Below are 16,273 nucleotides of genomic sequence, written 5' to 3'. Positions count from 1 at the left end.
GGTGGGGATGCCGCAGCGCGGGACCGCATCAGCGCAGGGCGCGCGCCAGGTGCGTCGCGGCCAGGGCGCGGGGGGCGTTGTCGGCGGGACGGCGCACCGGGTGCACGGTGTTGGCCAGCAGCACGAGGAAAGTGTCGGTGACCGGGTCCAAAACCAGGCTGGTGCCGGTGAAGCCGGTGTGCCCGGCTGCGCGGCCCTCGCTCAGCGGCCCCGCCAACTCGCCCATGAACCACGGCTGGTCGACGCCGAAGCCCAGCCCCGGTGGGGCCAGCAGCGCCGCCACCGAGGACGGCGCCAGGATGCGCGCGGTGCCGTACGCCCCGCCGTTGAGCAGGGTGCGGCAGAGCACCGCGAGGTCCCCGGCGGTGGAGAACAGGCCGGCGTGCCCCGCGACGCCGCCCAGGGCGTGGGCGTTCTCGTCGTGCACCTCGCCGCGCAGCATGCCGCGGTCGAGCTTGGCCCACGGGGTGCGCTGGTCTTCGGTCGCCGCGATCCGGGGAATCCAGGACCGGGGCGGCCGGAACCGGGTGTGCTCCATGCCCAGCGGGTGCAGCACGCCCTCGTGCAGCAGCGCGTCCAGACCACGGCCGGTCGTCAGTTCCAGCACCTGCTGGGCGAGGAGCAGGTTGAGGTCGGAGTAGCCGACGGCGGTACCGGGGCGGGTCCGCGGCTCCTCGTTCCACAGCGCGTCGATGCGCTCGGCGCGAGTGGCGCAGGCGAACAGCGGCAGTTCCGGGCGCAGCCCGGAGCGGTGGGTCAGCAGCTGCCGCAGGGTGAGGCCGCGCGCCGGGGCGTCGCGCCCGGCGTGGCGACGGGCGTAGCGGTCGATCTCGGTGTCGAGGTCGACGGTGCCCCGTTCCATCTGCTGCAGGACGGCGATCGCGGTGAACAGCTTGGTGAGCGAGGCCAGGTCGAAGACCGTGCCCGTCCCGACGGGCACCTGGCGGTGGCGCGGGAGTTCGGCGCCGCGTCCGGCGTGCGGGTCCCAGGAGGCGTACCGGACGGCCCGGCCGGCGGCGTGTTCGACGGCGACGTACGGTCCGCGGCCGGCGAGGACGACGACCCCCGCGCACCAGCGGCCGGGGAGGGCGTCGACGTGTGCGACGAGGGCGTCGAGCCGGGCGGCGTGCAGCCCCGCCCGTTCCGGCGAGGCGGCCGGCCTCAGTCGCGCGTACGCCACGGTCTGCACAAACCCAGGAAACCCCCGACGGCCACGAGCAGCGCGCCGAGTTGCACCAGCGCCATGGGCACGGCCGTGTGCTCGCCCGCGATGCCGACCAGGGGCGAGGCGACGGCGCCGACCAGGAACTGCGAGGTGCCGAGCAGCGCGGACGCCGACCCGGCGGCGTGCGGGGCGCGCATCAGCGCCTGGCTGTTGGCGTTCGGCAGGATCAGCGCCATGCCGGACATCAGCACGAACAGGCCGGTGGCGACCGGCACCAGGCCGACTGGGCCGAAGGTGCCGGCGGTAAGAAGCAGCAGCGCCACCGCGGCGAGGAGGGTGAGGGCGAGTCCGAAGGCCATCACCCGGTCCAGCGAAACCCGGCCCACCAGGATCTTGCCGTTGATCTGGCCGACGGCCACCAGGCCGATCGAGTTGGCCATGAACAGCATGCTGAAGGTCTGCGGCGAGGCGCCGTAGATCTCCTGCACCACGAACGGCGACGCGGCCACGTAGGCGAACAGCGCGGCGAAGCCGAAGCTGCCGGCCAGCAGGTAGCCGGTGAAGACGCGGTCGGCGAAGAGGCCGCGCATGATGCGCAGCGTCTCCGGCACCCCGCCCCGGTGGCGTGCGCGTGTCGGCAGGGTCTCGGGCAGCTTGCGGGCCACGATCAGCATCAGCAGCGTTCCGATGCCGGTGAGGACCAGGAACACGCCGCGCCAGTCGGTGAAGCGGAGGATCTGGCCGCCGAGTACGGGGGCGAGGATCGGCGCGGTGCCGGCGATGAGCATCAGGGTGGAGAAGAAACGGGCCATGGCCAGGCCGTCGTAGAGGTCGCGGACGACGGCGCGGGCGATGACGATGCCGGCCGACCCGGCGAGGCCCTGCACGAGACGGAAGCCGGTGAGCGTGCCGATGGTGGGGGCGAACGCGCAGGCGGCGCTGGCCAGCACGTATCCGCCCATGCCGATGAGGAGCGGCCGGCGACGCCCGAACTGGTCGCTCATCGGCCCGACGACGAGTTGGCCGACGGCGAGTCCGAGGAGGCAGGTGGTCAGCGTGAGCTGGACGCTCGCCGCCGGGGTGGACAGGTCGGAGCCGACCGCCGGGAGCGCCGGGAGGTACATGTCCATCGACAGCGCCGGGAGCGCGGTGAGACTGCCCAGGATGAGGGTGAGCAGCAGTCCCGCCCGCTGCCGGCGGGTGAGCTTCGGCTCTTCGGTGGCGGGCGGGGCGGCGGGCGCGGTACGGGGCGCGGGGACAGCCGGGGTGGCAGGGGGTGGGGTGGCGGGCGGAGCGGCCGGGATCGAGGGGCCGGAGTCGGACATGCACCTCTCCAGGAGAAAGTCAACGGCGAAGACATTCTCCCAGGGATCGCCCCGGTGGCCCAGCCGGTTTCGGCGCCCGGTCGTCCGTCGGGCTGGAGCCTCGCCGCCACTCCGCCGCCCGGCACAGGCCGTCCGGCCGGGACGAACCGGTGCACGGGCCCCGTGGGAAACCATCCTGAACAGCAACGATCCGCGGCGGCGACCTGCGTACCGGCGCGCTTCCTCCGCAGCGGCCGGTGCGCGCAGCGCCCCCGCGTGCGGCGCACCGCCGGTGGCCGCGCGTGACGCGTTCCACACCGGGAAGCCCCGGAGGGAGGTGGCGGTCCGGCCGGAATACGGCGCCGGATCCGGCGGTTGAAACGATCATGTCGACGATCAGGGGTGCCGAGGTCCTGCGCTACACCGCCTTCTCCGAGAGCCCGGACGGTGGCAACCCCGCCGGTGTCGTGCTGGACGCGGACGCACTCTCCGACGCCGACATGCTCGCGATCGCCGCCGAGGTCGGCTACTCGGAGACCGCGTTCCTCACCCCGCCGCCCACCCGCCCGGCGGACGGGGGTCCTGCGGACGCCGGGCGGGCGTACGCGGTGCGGTACTTCAGCCCGCTCGCCGAGGTGCCCTTCTGCGGCCACGCCACCGTCGCGGCGGCCGTCGCGCTGGCCGAGCGGCACGGGCCGGGCGCGATGCTGTTCACCACTCCCGTCGGTCCGGTCCCGGTGACGGTCGCCGGACGGGGTGGCGAGGGCGGCGGTGGCGGCGCCCTGCGCGCGACGCTCAGCAGCGTCGAGCCGCACAGCGAACCGGTGGCCGCAGGGGATCTCGCGGAGGCGCTCGCCGCGCTGGACTGGGCCGAGGCGGACCTCGATCCGGTCGTTCCGCCTCGCATCGCCTTCGCCGGCGCACGCCACCTCGTCCTGGCCGCCGCGACGCGCGGCCGACTCGCCGCCCTCACCTACGACTTCGAACGGCTCAAGGAGCTGATGCTGCGGCTGGACCTGACGACCCTCCAGCTGGTGTGGCGCGACCCCGCGGACGCGTACACCTTCCACGTGCGCGATCCGTTCCCGGTCGGCGGCGTGGTGGAGGACCCGGCCACCGGGGCCGCGGCTGCGGCGTTCGGCGGCTACGCACGGGAGCTGGGTCTCGTACCGGCGGGGAGTACCCTCACTCTCCATCAGGGTGAGGACATGGGCCGGCCGGGCGTGCTCACCGTCGACCTGCGGGACGGCGACGCGCGGGTGTACGTGTCCGGTGCGGCGGCCCGCATCGACCGACCGGGACGCGCCCGGGCCCCGGAGGGGCGGCGCGTGGAGGGAGACCCGACGTGAGCGCACCCCGCTTCGGCGACTACCAGAACGAGATCTACCTGCACGGGCTCGAGGACCGGCTGCCGCCCTTCACCACCGACCTGACCGCGCTGGAGTCCTCCGCGCGGGAGCGGCTGGAGGACGGGCCCTTCTGGTACGTCGCCGGGGCGGCGGGCTCCGGCGCGACAGCACGGGCGAACCGGGAGGCGTTCGCCCGGCACCGCCTGGTGCCGCGGATGCTGACCGGGGCGACCGCACGCGACCTGGGCACGACCGTGCTCGGGCAGCGGCTCCCGGCGCCGGTGCTGCTCGCACCCGTGGGCGTGCAGTCGATCGTCCACCCGGACGGGGAGCTCGCCACCGCCCGCGCCGCGGCCGGGCTGGGCGTGCCGATCGTGCTGTCCACCGCCTCCTCGCACACGCTGGAGGAGGTCGCCGAGGCGAGCGGCGAGGGACCGCGCTGGTTTCAGCTCTACTGGCCGAACGACGACGACGTGTGCGTCAGCATCCTCGAACGTGCCCGCGCGCACGGCTACTCCACCCTCGTCGTCACGCTCGACACCTGGACGCTGGCCTGGCGCCCGAACGACCTGGACCGGTCGTACCTGCCGTTCATCCGCGGGGTGGGCACGGCGATCCCGTTCTCCGACCCGGCCTTCCGCGCCGGGCTGGCCACGACGCCGGAGGAGGACGTGATCGCGGCGGTGCTGCGCTGGGTGCCGATGTTCACGGGCACGGACAAGACCTGGGACCGGCTGCCGTTTCTCCGCGAGCACTGGGACGGCCCGATCGTCCTCAAGGGTGTGCAGCACCCGGACGACGCGCGGCGGGCGGCCGACGCGGGGATGGACGGCGTGGTGGTGTCCAACCACGGCGGGCGGCAGGTGGACGGCGCCGTGGCCTCGCTGGACGTGCTGCCCGCCGTCGCCGCCGCAGCCGGGGACCGGCTGGAGGTGCTGTTCGACTCGGGTGTGCGGACCGGCGCGGACGTGCTCAAGGCGCTCGCCCTCGGCGCGCGGGCGGTCTTGGTGGGCCGCTCCTACGCGTACGGGCTGGCGCACGGCGGCGAGGAGGGCGTACGGCACGTGCTGCGCTGCCTGCTCGCGGACCTGGACCTGACGCTGGGCCTGTCGGGGCACCGCTCCCTCGCCGAACTCGGGCCGGACGCGTTGCACTTCGGCTGACCTGGGTGTTCCGGGGGCTCCGCCGCTTGGCACGACTCCAGGTGTGCGCGCCCCCTTCCGGCGCCGCGTACCGCGCGGCATCATGGCGTTGCTCGACCGCACTGCCCGCCCCACGCGGCGCAACCCCCACCTCGCGGTTCGCCGTCGCAACCCGCACCCTCTGCGCACATGGCCACCGCCCGGTCCGTCTCCTGCGGAGCGTCCTGCACCGGCGCAGTTCCAGCCCGCTGGCGCACGTGCCGGTGGAGGCGACCGTGGAGCTCCTGGAGCGCTCGCTGGCCTGGGAGACGGCCTCCGGGATCGTACGGTCCGGGCTGCCGGCCGCTGGGACGACAACGGCTGGCGCTTCCAGCACTACACCGGCGCACACGACACCGGCGCACGTGACGCACGGCCGGTGTCCGTGCTGTTCGCCCTGGACGCGCGGGCCACGGTCGACGGCACGCCGGTGCTGGCGGTGCGGGTCACAGTCGTCGACGAGGCGACCGGGCGGCCGGTGGCGGGGGCCTGCCGGACCTCACCGGGCGCCTGCCGCTGACGGGCGCGGGGCGGCGGGCGGCGCTTCCGTCGAGGCGCCGCCCGCCTCCGCTCGCGTGGTCGACCCCGGGCCGGACGGGGCGCCGCGCTCCACGCCACCGTGGGGCGGCGGTGTGCCGGCGGCCTCGCCGTTCCGTTCAGGCAGCCGACACGCGGCGGGCGACTTGCGGGTAGTCGACGACGAAGCCGTCCCGGTCGAACGTCACGTCGCTGCGGAAGGTGCCGGACGCGAACCGCACCCGTGACCGCCCCGGCCACTCCCCCAGGTGCGTGTAGTGCTGCCGCGACGCCCGCACGACCAGGTCCGGCACCGAGACCCAGGCCATCACCAGCGACCGGTCTCCAGGCCGTTCGTGCAGCCGGTGGCGCAGCACCGGCATGGTGTTGGTCAGCGGACACAGCCCCAGATCGCAGTCCAGCGCCTCGCCGAGCCCGGTCAGCGGTTCGCCGTCGGCGCTCCATACCCCGTCCTCCTCCCGGAGCAACTCCAGGCGCCGCACCGCGTGTTCGGCCTCCACGGTGACGCGCATCGTACGGGTCACCCACTCCGGGCCGGTCTCCAGCTCATAGGTGAGCCAGTACGGGTCGGGGCGCAGGCCGAAGGCACGCCCGTGGGCACGCAGGGCGCTGCCGGACGTCTCCACCCAGGCGGACTCCCAGCCGGTGGCGTCGCCGGCCGGGACCTCCCAGGTCAGCACGTGTCGCCGGGTCGTCATGCGCGCTACCTCCGTCGGGGAAGGGCGGGCGGCGGGCGGGCGGCCGTCGCGCGTGCAGCGTATCCGGCCCACCCGGCTGCGCCGCCCGTCCGCCGACCACTCGCCCCGGCGGACGGGGCGAGTGGTCGGCTGACGGGTGCGGACCGACCGGACCGGCCGGACCGGACGTGTCAGTAGACCTCCACGCCGTACCGCTGGAGCGGTTCGTTGACCGGCTGGAAGAAGGTCGTCGCGCTGCCGCCGGAGCAGTCGCCGCTGCCGCCCGAGGTCAGGCCGAGCGCCGTGGTCCCGTCGTACAGCGGCCCGCCGCTGTCCCCCGGCTCGGCGCACACGGTCGTACGGATCAGGCCACGCACGATGTCGCCGTTGCCGTAGTTGACGGTGGCGTCCAGGGCGGTGACCTGGCCGCCGTGCGTGCCGGTCGTGCTGCCGCGGCGCTCGACCTGCAGGCCGACCGTCGCCGTGCCGGCCCGGTCGATCTCCTGGGAGCCCGCCGTGCCGGGCGGCTCACTGGCCGAGTCGTCGTACCGGACGATGCCGTAGTCGTCGCCCGGGAAGCTGGAGCCGGTCGTGCGGCCGAGCACGTTTCCGGAGCCGTCCTCCCACTGCGTGACCGACTCGGTGCAGTGGCCGGCGGTGAGGAAGTAGTACTCGCTGCCCTTCCGCACGTTGAAGCCCAGCGAGCAGCGAGCCCGTCCGGAGTGGACGGCGTCACCGCCCGAGGCGTACGGCCGGAACTCTCCCTCGGTGCGCTCGACCCGCATCGCGTCGCTCATCGGCGCGCCGACGGCGTCCTTGAGCGAGGCGATCTCCTTGTCGGACACCGTGCGGTCCGCGGTGACCACCAGGGTGCCGGCCCGGTCGTCGACGTGCCAGGCCGTGCCGGCGACGTCCGCCTGCAGGATCGCCTCGCTCGCACGGGCGAACTCGGCGACGGTCGGCGGGGTGGGGGCGTCCGCGCTCGCCGCGGCCGGCAGCGCCAGCGTGGCCGCCGCCGCGAGGGCGGAGCCGCGCGCCAGCAGGCGGCGCTTCCCGGATGCGGCGGTGTGGGGGGTGCGCTTGATCACGTTTCCTCCATCAGGAGAGTGGCGTCTGAGGTCCGCCCTCACGGGGTGTGAGCGCGGCCCCGGCAAAGCGCTGGAAGAAGTGCCCCGTTCAACCGCCCCGTCCCCCCGACACGCCGGAGAACGCCCCGGCGCCACACCGGTCCACCCGACCGGCCCGCCCCGGCTTGCCCCGCCGCCGTACGCCGGGAACACCCTCGGCACGCCGGGGGTTCAGCAGGCATGTCTGTCATTCACAGGACCACGATGACGCCCACGAAACTCGAACTCGTCGCCGCGTGGCTGCCCGGCCGCCCCTGGTATGCCGGCGCCGGGAGCGGCCGGCAGCCGGAACTCGCCAAGGCGGGCGGATTCCGGCTCGACGACCCGGCCGGCGAGGTGGGCATCGAGTTCATGGTGGTCACGGACGCGTCCGGTGAGCGGCCTGTGGCGTACCACCTCCCGCTGAGCTACCGAGGTGCGCCGCTCGACGGCGCCGAGCACGCCCTGCTGGGCACCTCCGAGCACGGCGTGCTGGGGCGACGCTGGATCTACGACGGCGTCCACGACCCGGTGCTGGTCGCCCAGGTGCTGGCCCTCCTCCGGGGCCGCGCCGAGCCGCAGGCTCAGAGCGAGTCCGACACCCCGGACCCCGCCGTCACCGTGCACGGGCCGGTGCACGGTCTGCCGGCCGGGCTGGAGGCTGCGGGTGTCGCCGAGCGTCCGCCGCAAGGCACCGGCGTGGTCCTGCGCACCGGCACCGAGGACGCGCAGAGGCAGCCGCGCCGCACGCTGACCGTGGCCCGCGTCCTGCCCGACGGCGAACCCGCCGCCGGCCCGGCCGGCACCCGCGCCCGTGTCTCCGCCCCCTGGCACCGTCCGGACGGCACCGCAGCCCGCAGCACGTTCCTGCTGTTGGAGGACGACACCGCGTGAACGACACCACGTGAACGAGGCCGCGTGAACGAGGCCGCGTGAACGAGGCCGGCCGCCGCCGGGGGGGCCGGTCGGCGGCCGGGCCGGGGAACCATGCCGCGATCCGTGCCCGGGTCACGCCTCCTTGTAGACGATCCACACCTGGCCGCGGTCGAACCGCATCCGCTCGCCGTCCGGGCGGACGAACGCAGTGCCCGACGTCGCCTCGGGGCGCTGCCACGTCGTCTCGTAAGCCCGGCCGTCGCGCAGGACGGTGGCGCTCCCCTCCCCCACGGTCTCGATGTACGGCGTGGCGGGATTGACGTCCGAGGGCCGCATCTCGACCTCCTGTATCACCACGGTGCGGCCGCCCAGGCGACCGCCGTCCGCGGTCTCGGCGGGCGTGCCGTCGAAGGAGGCGAGCCACCTCTCCTCCTCCGCGGACCAGGTGAAGTCCGCACGAAATGCGGGGTACTCGACACCGGCGGTCGTGGTGGGCACGCCGTCCTCCGGTGCCTCGTCGGCGAACCGGAGGCCGATGTCGTCACTCAGGCTCGCGCCCGGCGCCTCCGCCAGGACGTCGGCGGGACGCACGTAGAGGTTGTGCGGCGCCTCGCCCTCCGCATCGCGGTAGTAGGCGGCGGGGAAGGTGTCGTGCGACAGCGCGTACAGCGGCGAGTTGCGGATGACCTCTTCGACGCCCTCCGCCGCGCCGGAGTAGGCGAGGGCCGGGCGGTCGAACATGCGGAGCTGCTCGACGTTGTAGTCGCGAGCGCTGCGCACCGGGCCGACCGCGTCGGGCACGTCGCTCGCGTACAGGCCGATGAGACGGCCGAGCCCGCCCTCGACCTGTTCGACGACGACGATGTCCGCGCGGTCCAGGCCGGTGTGCGGCCGGGCGCCGCGGTGGTTGTCGACCTTCACGGCGAGCACGGGCGCCGGCTCGGCCGGCAGTCCGGTGAAGGGTGAGGTGGCCGCGGCCGCGGGGCGTGCGCGGTCGGAGTCCGCGGCGGGTGCCGGTGCGGAGTGCGCGGTCGCGCCGAACGTGAGGGCTCCGGCCGCCAGCACGGTGGTGAGCAGCCGGCCGGCGTACCGGGGGCGGCGAAACGGGGTGATGCCAGGCATGTGGGGGACGCCTGCCTTCCGTCGGAGGCTTGACTGGACAGCGTCAACATCACCCGGCTTCCGTCACCACCGTCAACACGTCCGGCACCGTTCCGCCCCGAATCCTCACGTGTCGTTTCGCGTCCTCCGGCTGACGGCGTGATGCCCTCTCCCGCATGGAACAGCGCATCAGCCTGCTCACCCTCGGCGTCGAGGACCTGCGGCGCGCCCGGGCCTTCTACGAGGCACTGGGATGGCGTGGCCAGGAGGTCGAGGAGACCGTCTTCTTCCAGGCCGGGGGCATGGCCCTGGTGCTGTGGGGACGCGACAAGCTGGCCCAGGACTGCGGCGTCACGGACGACCGCGCCCGCTTCGGCGGTGTCGCCGTGGCGCACAACGTCCGCTCCAGCGCCGAGGTGGACGAACTGGTCGCCGCAGCAGGACAGGCCGGGGCCACCGTCACCCGGCAGCCTGCGGCGACCGCGTACGGCGGATATGCCGGGGTCTTCCGCGACCCGGACGGGCACGTCTGGGAGATCGCCCACAACCCCGGATTTCGCCCTCGGAGACGACGGGGCGCTCGTGCTGCCGGACTTCGGCGGGACCTGACCGGCGCCGGGAGGCGGCGCGTCGTCCGGGCCTCCGGGCGTGGGCGGCAGACGAGCCGTGCTGTACGCCGGGTCCTGTCTCGGGCGGACCTCGCGGTCCGCCCGGAGGCGGTCATCCATCTAGGGTCGCCGTCGCCGACGACCTCCAGCGGTCTACCCGCGGACTCGGGCGGGCAGCCCTCGAACATCCGCGCAGCGCCGCGTCCACGTTTCCACGTGGGAGGCGGCACCTCTTGACCTTGCTCCGGGTGGGGTTTACCGAGCCGGCCGGGTCACCCCGGCCGCTGGTGGTCTCTTACACCACCGTTTCACCCTTACCGGGTGCCTCGCGGCCCCGGCGGTCTGCTTTCTGTGGCACTGTCCCGTGGGTCGCCCCAGGTAGGCGTTACCTACCACCCTGCCCTGTGGAGCCCGGACGTTCCTCGGCGGAGCCCGAAGGCCCCGACGCGACCGCCCGCACGACTCGTCTGCCGTACGGCCATGGTACCCGGGTGATCAGCCGAACTCCGACGTGTCCAGGTCGGACCCGAACGGCACGGGCAGCGGCACGGCCTTCCCGAAGGGGAAGCGGAGTACCCGGACGTAGTCCCCGCCGTCCGGCTCGCTGAACAGCGTGACCGTGTGGAGCTCCCAGCCGCTCGGAGGACGGTCACCGGCGGCCGCGGGGCCGCGTAGGCTGCGGGCGGGACGCGACGACGGGCGAGGAAGCCGGGAGGAACGACACGTGCTGGTGCTGCTGCCGCCGTCGGAGGGGAAAGCCACCGTGAACCGGGGGGCCGTCCTCGCTCTGGACGGGCTGTCGCTGCCGGGCCTGACGGCCGCGCGGGAGGCGGTGCTCGCCGAGCTGGTCGAGCTCTGCTCCGGCGATGAGGAGAAGGCCCGCGAGGTGCTGGGCCTCAGCGAAGGGCTGCGCGGCGAGGTCGCGAAGAACGCGGGTCTGCGCAACGCGCCCACCCGCCCGGCCGGGGAGATCTACACCGGCGTGCTGTACGACGCCCTCGGCCTGGCGTCGCTGAGCCCGGCGGCCAAACGGCGCGCCTCCCGTTCGCTGCTGGTCTTCTCCGCCCTGTGGGGTGCGGTCGGGGTCAAGGACCGCATTCCGGCGTACCGCTGCTCGGGCGGCGCGAAGCTTCCCGGTCTGGGCCCGCTCGCCGCGCACTGGCGCGGCCCGCTGGCCGAGGCGCTGCCGGAGGCGGCCGGGGACGGGCTGGTGCTGGACCTGCGATCCTCCGCCTACGCCGCGATGTGGAGGCCGAAGGGGGCTCTCGCGGAGCGCACGGCGACCGTCCGCGTGCTGCACTCCACCCTCGTGGACGGCCGGGAGAAGCGGACCGTGGTGTCGCACTTCAACAAGGCGACGAAGGGCCGCATCGTCCGCGCCCTGCTGGAGTCCGGCGCGGCGCCGCGCACCCCTGCCGAACTGGCCGCCACGCTGCGGGAACTGGGCCACACCGTGGAGGGCGACGCACCGTCCGGGCAGGGTCGGCCCTGGCAGCTCGACGTGATCGTCACCGAGATCTGAGACATGACCGGAGACGCACACCGTCCGGCGTGGCGCTTCACCCTGCCCTGGTGGGCCGAACTGGACGTCGTCGCCCGGGACTCCGTGCCGCCCGTACTGCGTCCCGCCGCCGATCTCACGGCACCGCTGGAGGACCGCTTCCGCCCGGCGCTGCTCCGCTTCGCCCGCGGCGGCGAGGGCGCCTACGTCGCAGTGCGGCGCCGGCCGGGCCCTCCGCAGGACGTCCCGCATCCGGAGGATCTGCGGGGCGTCGCCCTCGGCCAGGCGCGCACGCTGTCGTGCCGGGTCTGCTCCGCCCGGGTCCCGGCGCTGTATCCCGAGGCGGGGCTGCCACTGTTCGGCCCTCACCTCGCCGCGCACCGGCTGGTCGGCGGCTGCCCGCGGTGCGGCAGCGGTTTCGCCGCGTCGCGCGTGCAGGCCCTCGCCGTGCTGCCACCGCGCTGACGCAGCGCCGACGCAGCGGTGAGGACGAGAGCCACCGGGACAGGTCTGCGACCATGGCCGGCATGACCGCCACACCGCCCGCAGCGCTGTCGCCCGTGCTGGACCTCGCCCCCGTCGTGCCGGTCGTCGTCCTGGAGGACGCCGTCGACGCGGTGCCGCTGGCCCGGGCATTGGTCGAGGGCGGCCTGCCCGCGATCGAGGTCACCCTCCGCACGCGGGCCGCGTCCGAGGTGATCGCCCGCATCACGGCGGAGGTCCCGGAGGCGGTGGTGGGCGCGGGCACCGTGCTGTCCCCCGCTCACGTCCGCGCCGCCGTCGACGCCGGGGCGCGCTTCCTGGTCAGCCCCGGCTGCACGGACCTGCTGCTGCGCTCGCTGCGCGAGTCCGCGCTGCCCTTCCTGCCGGGGGTGTCCACGGCGTCAGAGGTGCTCGCCCTGCTCGAACAGGGCGTCACCGACATGAAGTTCTTCCCCGCCGAGGCGGCGGGCGGCGCGGCGTACCTGCGGGCGCTCTCCTCGCCCCTTCCCCGCGCCCGCTTCTGCCCCACGGGGGGCGTCTCCGCGTCCACCGCGGCCGACTACCTGGCCCTGCCCAACGTCGCCTGCGTCGGCGGCTCCTGGATGCTTCCCGACGACGCCCTCGCCGCCCGCGACTGGTCCCGCGTCACCCGGCTCGCCCGCGAGGCGGCCACGCTCCACATCCCGGGCTGAAGCACGTCGTTCAGGTCGTGCCCGCCGGGCAGGTGACGCCGGTTCCGCCGAAGCCGCAGTAGCCGAGGGGGTTGTGGTGGAGGTACTGCTGGTGGCGGGTCTCCCCCGGGTAGAAGGGGAAGTTTTCGGCGGGCAGGATCTCCGTGGTGATGCCGCCGTGACCGGCATCGGACAAAGCCCGCTGATACGCCTCCCGGCTCGCCTCCGCCGCCTCCTCCTGCTGCGGAGAGTGCACGAAGAGCGCCGAACGGCAGTGCGTGCCGATGTCGTTGCCCTGCCGCATGCCCTGCGTGGGGTCGTGGCCCTCCCAGAAGACCTGGAGCAGCTGCGCGTACGTCACCCGCCGGGGGTCGAAGACGACACGGACCGTCTCCGCGTGGCCGGTGCGCCCGGAGGCGACCTCGTCGGAGACGGGGTGCGGGGTGCGCCCGCCCTGGAAGCCGACGAGGGTCGTCCACACCCCGGGCGTACGCCAGAACCGGCGCTCGGCGCCCCAGAAGCAGCCGAGGGCGAAGTCCGCGATCTCGGTGCCCTCCGGGTACGGGCCGAGCAGCGGGGTGCCGAGCTCGGCGTGCTTCTCCGGCAGCGGGAAGGCGCGCTCGGCGCGCCCGGGCAGCGCCTCCTCGGGCGTCGGCAGGCGGTGGACGAAGGTGTCGGACATCGGCGGGGACCTCGTGAGACGGGGAAGACGGACGGGGCGTGGTGCACTCCGTACGGCATACCCGGACCCCCGCCGCGCGATGCGAAACGGCGGGTCCGAACGGGTCAGCGGAGGTGGGAGGTGTCGTTAAGGAGGCGGAGGGAGGAGTTGCCGTCGGCGTAGTAGGCGACGGCGGTGAGCGAGGCCGCGGCGAGTTCCATGCGGAACAGCGACTCCGGGGGTGCGCCCAGCGCCAGGCGGGCCAGGGTCTTGACCGGGGTGACGTGGGTGACGAGGAGGACCGTCTTCCCCGGGTAGCGGGCGAGGAGCTTGTCGCGGGCCACGGCGACGCGCCGGGCGACGGTGGCAAAGCTTTCGCCGCCGCCGGTGGGTTCGGCGTCCGGGGAGGCGAGCCACTTCTCCAGGTCGTGCGGGTGGCGGGTGCGCACCTCGGAGAAGGTCAGGCCCTCCCAGTCGCCGAAGTCCGTCTCACGGAGGCCGTCTTCGACGCGGACGTCGCGTCCGAGGCGGGTGGCGACGACGTCGGCGGTCTCGCGGCAGCGGCGCAGCGGCGAGGTGACGACGGCCTGCACGGTGCCGCGGGCGGCCAGCGCGGCGGCGGCCGCCTCGGCCTGCTGTCGGCCGGTGCCGGAGAGGCCGGGGTCGCTGCCGCCGGAGCCCGAGAAGCGCTTCTGCGGAGTCAGTTCGGTCTCGCCGTGCCGGAGGAGCACAAAGGTGGTGGGCGGGCCGAGGTCCGGGCCCCAGCCGGGGGGTGGGGCGGCGGGCGCGGCCGTGGCGGGGGCGGGGTCCGCTGCCGTGGCGGGGGCGGTCGCCGCTGAGGGACCGGTGGCGGCGCGGTCGGCGCGGGTGTCGAGGTCGGCGGTCGAGCCGGAGGGCGACCACTGCTGCCCGCGCTTGCCGGCGTCCATCGCCTCGTTGGCGAGCCGGTCGGCGTGCTTGTTCTCGGCGCGCGGGATCCACTCGTAGGAGACGGCACCGGGCGGGTAGACGCCGCGCGCCTCGCCCGCCAGGGCACGCATGTCCGCGTGCTTGATCTTCCAGCGGCCGGACATCTGCTCCACGACCAGCTTGGAGTCCATCCGCACGCGCACCGCCGCCGACGGGTCCAGCTCGCGGGCCGCGCGCAGCCCGGCCACCAGGCCGCGGTACTCGGCGACGTTGTTGGTGGCGCGGCCGATGAACTCGGCCGCCTCGCGCAGCGTTTCGCCGGTGGCGGCGTCACGGACCACGGCGCCGTACCCGGCCGGGCCGGGGTTGCCGCGCGAGCCGCCGTCCGCCTCGACGACGAACGTGCGGCCGCTGTGCGCGGGGGCCATCAGAGACCGGACTCGGGCGTGCGGACGAGGATGCGGCGGCAGTTCTCGCACCGCACGACGGCGTCCTCGGCGGCGGCCCGCATCTCGTTGATTTCGGTGATGTTGAGCTCCAGGCGGCATCCCTCGCAGCGCCGCTGGTAGAGCTTGGCGGCGCCGACGCCGCCCTGCTGCTCGCGGATCTTCTCGTACAGCTTCATCAGGTCGGCGGGCACGGACCCGGCGACGACCTCGCGCTCCTTGCGCACGGACGCGGTTTCGGCGTCGAGCTCCTGGACGGCGGCGTCGCGGCGGGAGGTGGCGTCGCCCGCCTTGGCCTCGACGGCGGCGACGCGGTCGGCGAGTTCGGCGGCGCGCTCCTGCGCGGACTCGCGGCGCTCCATGACCTCCAGGACGACGTCCTCGAGGTCGCCCTGACGCTTGGCGAGCGAGGCGATCTCGCTCTGCAGGCTCTCCAGGTCCTTCGGGTTGGTGACCATGCCGGAGTCGAGGCGCTGCTGGTCGCGTGCGGCGCGCCGGCGCACCTGGTCGACGTCCTGCTCGGCCTTCGTCTGCTCGCGGGCGGTGTCGCTCTCCTCGGTGCGGGCGGCGACGAGGAGGTCGCGGAGCTGGCTGAGGTCGGCCTCCAGGGTCTGGATCTCCTCGTGCTCGGGCAGTGCACGGCGCCGGTGCGCGAGCTGCGCGAGGCGCGTGTCGAGGTCCTGGACGTCGAGGAGTCGGATCTGGTCGGCGGGCGCGGCGTTCAGTTGGGGGCTCCAGTGTTCGTCGGTGCGACGGCGAACCCCGCCTGGGGGGCCGTCGCGGCGGTTGCGGAGGACGCCGCGTGGGCGGTCCAGGGGTCGGTGACCGTGCGGGAGACGTGCGTGCGCAGGCCCCAGCCGTTGCGGTCGGATACGGCGTCGAGCTCGGCGGCGGCCTGCTCGCACCAGGGCCACTCGGTGGCGAAGTGGGCGGCGTCGACGAGGGCGAGCGGCGAGTGCTCACGAGCCTCGGACGCGGGGTGGTGGCGCAGGTCGGCGGTGAGGTAGGCGTCCACACCGGCGGCACGTACCTGCTCGAAGAGGCTGTCGCCGGAGCCGCCGCACACCGCGACGGTGCGCACGGGGCGGTCGCGGTCACCTGCGGCACGTACGCCCTGGGCGGTGGCGGGCAGCCGGGCCGCGGCCAGCGCGGCGAACTCACGCAGTGGTAGCGGCGTCTCGAGTTCGCAGATGCGGCCGAGGCCGCGCCGTCCGGCGGGGTCCTCGGGGTCCGGCACCAGGGGGCGCAGTACGCGGAGGCCGAGAGCGCCCGCGAGGGCGTCGGAGACGCCGGGGTCGGCGCGGTCGGCGTTGGTGTGCGCGACGTGGAGCGCGACGCCGTTCCGGATCAGGGTGTGGACGACGCGGCCCTTGAAGGTGTCGGCGGCGACGGTGGTCGTGCCGCGCAGGTACAGGGGGTGGTGGGTGACGAGCAGCTCGGCGCCGAGCGCGACGGCCTCGTCGGCGATCTCCTGCACCGGGTCGACGGCGAAGAGGACCCGGGTCACCTCGGTGTCCGGGTCGCCGCAGACCGGGCCGACGGCGTCCCACTGCTCGGCGCGCTCACGGGGCCACAGTCCGTCGAGCGCGGCGATGACGTCGGAAAGTACGGGCACGGGGGAAAGGCTACCTTCCACCTCCGGGCCTTCGCCCGGCCGCATACCGGCGGCCTTGGACGGGGGCGTGCGCGGGGCGTGCG

General features: G+C 74.6%; 16 protein-coding genes, 1 other RNA gene and 1 pseudogene. 8 read left to right on the top strand and 10 right to left on the bottom strand.

Annotation, left to right across the window (positions count from 1 at the left end; genetic code table 11):
• Window positions 1-28: 28 nt before the first annotated feature.
• Together E4198_RS20110 and E4198_RS20105 are read right to left on the bottom strand one after the other, a co-directional pair.
• Window positions 29-1,189: a serine hydrolase domain-containing protein gene (locus E4198_RS20110; protein WP_136184384.1), complete on the bottom strand. Its 1,161-nt coding sequence runs from the start codon at window positions 1,187-1,189 to the stop codon at window positions 29-31.
• Entirely contained in the window at window positions 1,162-2,490 is a 1,329-nt protein-coding gene (locus E4198_RS20105; protein ID WP_136184383.1) for a multidrug effflux MFS transporter, read from the bottom strand. Before E4198_RS20105 ends, E4198_RS20110 begins: the two co-directional genes overlap by 28 nt.
• Before the next feature lie 365 nt (window positions 2,491-2,855).
• Between E4198_RS20105 and E4198_RS20100 the strand changes: the two genes are divergently transcribed.
• The 3 genes from E4198_RS20100 (at window position 2,856) to E4198_RS25055 (ending at window position 5,519) form a co-directional block, all read left to right on the top strand.
• Entirely contained in the window at window positions 2,856-3,818 is a 963-nt protein-coding gene (locus tag E4198_RS20100) for a PhzF family phenazine biosynthesis isomerase (protein WP_136184382.1), read from the top strand.
• Window positions 3,815-4,981 (top strand): lactate 2-monooxygenase, encoded by a 1,167-nt coding sequence (locus E4198_RS20095; protein WP_136184381.1) that lies wholly within the window; start codon window positions 3,815-3,817, stop codon window positions 4,979-4,981. The genes E4198_RS20100 and E4198_RS20095 overlap by 4 nt, the downstream gene beginning before the upstream one ends.
• 397 nt (window positions 4,982-5,378) lie before the next feature.
• Window positions 5,379-5,519 (top strand): hypothetical protein, encoded by a 141-nt coding sequence (locus E4198_RS25055; RefSeq protein ID WP_168711479.1) that lies wholly within the window; start codon window positions 5,379-5,381, stop codon window positions 5,517-5,519.
• 136 nt (window positions 5,520-5,655) lie between these two features.
• Here the strand turns inward: E4198_RS25055 and E4198_RS20090 are convergent, their stop codons facing one another.
• Both E4198_RS20090 and E4198_RS20085 read right to left on the bottom strand, forming a co-directional pair.
• Window positions 5,656-6,234, bottom strand: coding sequence for a putative glycolipid-binding domain-containing protein (locus E4198_RS20090; protein WP_136184380.1), 579 nt, complete (start codon window positions 6,232-6,234; stop codon window positions 5,656-5,658).
• A 170-nt stretch (window positions 6,235-6,404) separates the two neighbouring features.
• A complete protein-coding gene (locus tag E4198_RS20085) occupies window positions 6,405-7,301 on the bottom strand; it encodes a S1 family peptidase (protein ID WP_247597763.1) in 897 nt (298 codons plus the stop codon).
• Between the two features lie 219 nt (window positions 7,302-7,520).
• Here E4198_RS20085 and E4198_RS20080 point away from each other — a divergent pair, with 219 nt between their 5' ends.
• The gene (locus E4198_RS20080) at window positions 7,521-8,213 is read left to right on the top strand and encodes a 1,4-alpha-glucan branching protein (protein WP_136184379.1); all 693 of its coding nucleotides are present in this window, start codon (window positions 7,521-7,523) and stop codon (window positions 8,211-8,213) included.
• A 114-nt stretch (window positions 8,214-8,327) separates the two neighbouring features.
• On the opposite strand, the gene E4198_RS20075 is transcribed toward E4198_RS20080, so the two are convergent.
• Window positions 8,328-9,317, bottom strand: a complete 990-nt coding sequence (locus E4198_RS20075; protein WP_136184378.1) for a DUF3048 domain-containing protein — start codon at window positions 9,315-9,317, stop codon at window positions 8,328-8,330.
• 155 nt (window positions 9,318-9,472) lie between these two features.
• Here E4198_RS20075 and E4198_RS20070 point away from each other — a divergent pair.
• Window positions 9,473-9,905: pseudogene (locus E4198_RS20070) on the top strand (VOC family protein).
• Between the two features lie 47 nt (window positions 9,906-9,952).
• Here E4198_RS20070 and rnpB read toward each other — a convergent pair.
• Window positions 9,953-10,370, bottom strand: an RNA gene (rnpB, locus tag E4198_RS20065) — RNase P RNA component class A.
• A gap of 258 nt (window positions 10,371-10,628) precedes the next feature.
• On the opposite strand from rnpB, the gene yaaA reads away from it, so the two are divergent.
• From yaaA to eda, 3 genes are all read left to right on the top strand, one after another.
• Window positions 10,629-11,426: a peroxide stress protein YaaA gene (gene yaaA, locus E4198_RS20060; protein WP_136184377.1), complete on the top strand. Its 798-nt coding sequence runs from the start codon at window positions 10,629-10,631 to the stop codon at window positions 11,424-11,426.
• 3 nt (window positions 11,427-11,429) lie between these two features.
• Window positions 11,430-11,870, top strand: a complete 441-nt coding sequence (locus E4198_RS20055; RefSeq protein ID WP_136184376.1) for a hypothetical protein — start codon at window positions 11,430-11,432, stop codon at window positions 11,868-11,870.
• Window positions 11,871-11,932: 62 nt separating this feature from the next.
• Entirely contained in the window at window positions 11,933-12,580 is a 648-nt protein-coding gene (gene eda / locus E4198_RS20050; RefSeq protein ID WP_136184375.1) for a bifunctional 4-hydroxy-2-oxoglutarate aldolase/2-dehydro-3-deoxy-phosphogluconate aldolase, read from the top strand.
• 10 nt (window positions 12,581-12,590) lie between these two features.
• On the opposite strand, the gene msrA is transcribed toward eda, so the two are convergent.
• From msrA to E4198_RS20030, 4 genes are all read right to left on the bottom strand, one after another.
• A complete protein-coding gene (gene msrA, locus E4198_RS20045; RefSeq protein WP_136184374.1) occupies window positions 12,591-13,241 on the bottom strand; it encodes a peptide-methionine (S)-S-oxide reductase MsrA in 651 nt (216 codons plus the stop codon).
• A 104-nt stretch (window positions 13,242-13,345) separates the two neighbouring features.
• Entirely contained in the window at window positions 13,346-14,557 is a 1,212-nt protein-coding gene (locus tag E4198_RS20040) for a bifunctional RNase H/acid phosphatase (RefSeq protein WP_136184373.1), read from the bottom strand.
• Window positions 14,557-15,300 carry a C4-type zinc ribbon domain-containing protein gene (locus E4198_RS20035; protein ID WP_210732948.1) on the bottom strand — a complete coding sequence of 248 codons (744 nt, stop codon included), beginning with the start codon at window positions 15,298-15,300 and terminating at the stop codon, window positions 14,557-14,559. Before E4198_RS20035 ends, E4198_RS20040 begins: the two co-directional genes overlap by 1 nt.
• Complete coding sequence (locus E4198_RS20030; protein WP_210732860.1) at window positions 15,297-16,190, bottom strand: Nif3-like dinuclear metal center hexameric protein; 894 nt, start codon at window positions 16,188-16,190, stop codon at window positions 15,297-15,299. Before E4198_RS20030 ends, E4198_RS20035 begins: the two co-directional genes overlap by 4 nt.
• Window positions 16,191-16,273: the final 83 nt, after the last annotated feature.

Origin of the sequence: Streptomyces sp. RKND-216 (assembly GCF_004795255.1) — a bacterium.
Classification (GTDB): domain Bacteria; phylum Actinomycetota; class Actinomycetes; order Streptomycetales; family Streptomycetaceae; genus Streptomyces; species Streptomyces hazeniae.
This window is presented reverse-complemented; position numbering and strand designations above follow the sequence as displayed.

Coding starts and splice junctions, on each gene's coding strand:
- E4198_RS20105 (WP_136184383.1), bottom strand. CDS start 2,490: ATGTCCGACTCCGGCCCCTCGATCCCGGCCGCTCCGCCCGCCACCCCA.
- E4198_RS20100 (WP_136184382.1), top strand. CDS start 2,856: ATGTCGACGATCAGGGGTGCCGAGGTCCTGCGCTACACCGCCTTCTCC.
- E4198_RS20090 (WP_136184380.1), bottom strand. CDS start 6,234: ATGACGACCCGGCGACACGTGCTGACCTGGGAGGTCCCGGCCGGCGAC.
- E4198_RS20080 (WP_136184379.1), top strand. CDS start 7,521: ATGTCTGTCATTCACAGGACCACGATGACGCCCACGAAACTCGAACTC.
- E4198_RS20075 (WP_136184378.1), bottom strand. CDS start 9,317: ATGCCTGGCATCACCCCGTTTCGCCGCCCCCGGTACGCCGGCCGGCTG.
- E4198_RS20055 (WP_136184376.1), top strand. CDS start 11,430: ATGACCGGAGACGCACACCGTCCGGCGTGGCGCTTCACCCTGCCCTGG.
- eda (WP_136184375.1), top strand. CDS start 11,933: ATGACCGCCACACCGCCCGCAGCGCTGTCGCCCGTGCTGGACCTCGCC.
- msrA (WP_136184374.1), bottom strand. CDS start 13,241: ATGTCCGACACCTTCGTCCACCGCCTGCCGACGCCCGAGGAGGCGCTG.
- E4198_RS20040 (WP_136184373.1), bottom strand. CDS start 14,557: ATGGCCCCCGCGCACAGCGGCCGCACGTTCGTCGTCGAGGCGGACGGC.